We start from the raw sequence: 1,282 nt of genomic DNA, 5'->3' as shown, positions 1-1,282 counted from the left end.
CGATGATGACGTCTTCCGCGCGGTGGGAAATTGGTAGGGTCCTGCGAAGGCAGTTTTGAACTCTCTGATCGGAAAGTTGAGTGCGTTTGAAATGGCGCGAAAATTTTCCTTTGTCCTTGCCAGTTGAAGTACGCTGGACGGGACTCATGAAACGAATACAGGAACCGGGAAAATACAAGAACCCTCCCGCTACCCATCGATTGGTGAAGTCGGAAAACGAACTCCTGAGCCGAAATCGTCTCCGCTGCCGTTGGGGCGACAGGAGCGATGCGTTTTTTTGGCGAGTTGAGCGAGATGGGCTGCTTACCGGCTGTCGGGAACGCCGGCTCATAGGATATCGGTGGAGGGACGTATTCGAGTTTGAAGGGGGGCAACCACCGCAAGGTCTCGAAGATGCTTATCGCGAAAACCTGCTTGATGCAGACGCAGTGGCGGATCTGACGCCGTATGCCCGGGACACTATCCTCGACCGTGCCAGATCCGGGAAACTCGCATTCCGCAGGGTCGGCATGTCATACCTTTTCGTTCCGGAAGAGGTTCGCCGCTGGATGAAAACATGGTCGTGAAGACAGCTGGCCGCCATAACCAAGGAAACTTGGCCAAGGCGGCCCATGAACGGCCTTCCCCTTCAATGAGCAACATTTTGATTGTCGTGAATGAAACGCCCTGCCAGATTTACGGGCCAAATCTACCGGGCCGTTCCGTTCATCGGGCTTCGAATGAACGGAGCAACCCGGTAGATGAAAGGCCATTCCAGTGAATGAAAACAGCAAAATTAAGAACCTTCGGGACGTCAAGGATCTGATTCCGCACGTATATAGTGAGGCTTCGTCCAAATCCCTATGCTCTGCGTTTGATCGCGTCGTACGCCTGACCGGCAAGCAACTCCACCAGATTCCTGCGAGCCGAGTGGCGTGGTCCCATGCCGCCCGGAAGATCGTATGGGCAGGCGAGTTCGGCAAGGGCAAGTCACCTGAAGCCCAGGAACGCGCGTTTCACACTTGGGAGAAAAAGATCGGCGCGACGATAGACCGGGTCCTGGAAGCAGCTTGTAACCAGGATGCCGCGCTCAACACTGATGCTTCCTATGACAAAATCCTCGACTACGTGGCCAACCTTGAAACACCGGGAGGGCAGGTCTCTGACGGCTTCTTTCCGAACCAGGCCACTCGGTCGATCGAAACCCTGAAATCCCGCACCGGCTTTGTGCCGTCTTGGGAATTGGACACGCGCACGGCAACACGAGCTATCAAGGACACACCTGCCGACAAGGTCGCGTCGG

General features: G+C 55.6%; 1 protein-coding gene. It reads left to right on the top strand.

The window, feature by feature from the left end; all coding sequences use genetic code 11:
- Positions 1-756: 756 nt before the first annotated feature.
- Positions 757-1,282, top strand: a 526-nt coding sequence (locus R3X27_RS25485) for a hypothetical protein (RefSeq protein ID WP_317711721.1), incomplete at its 3' end; no start/stop codon positions are given.

This window comes from Tropicimonas sp. TH_r6 (genome assembly GCF_033101155.1).
GTDB lineage: Bacteria > Pseudomonadota > Alphaproteobacteria > Rhodobacterales > Rhodobacteraceae > Tropicimonas.
The sequence above is the reverse complement of the archived record's forward strand: the minus strand, read 5'-3'. Positions and strand labels throughout refer to the sequence as shown.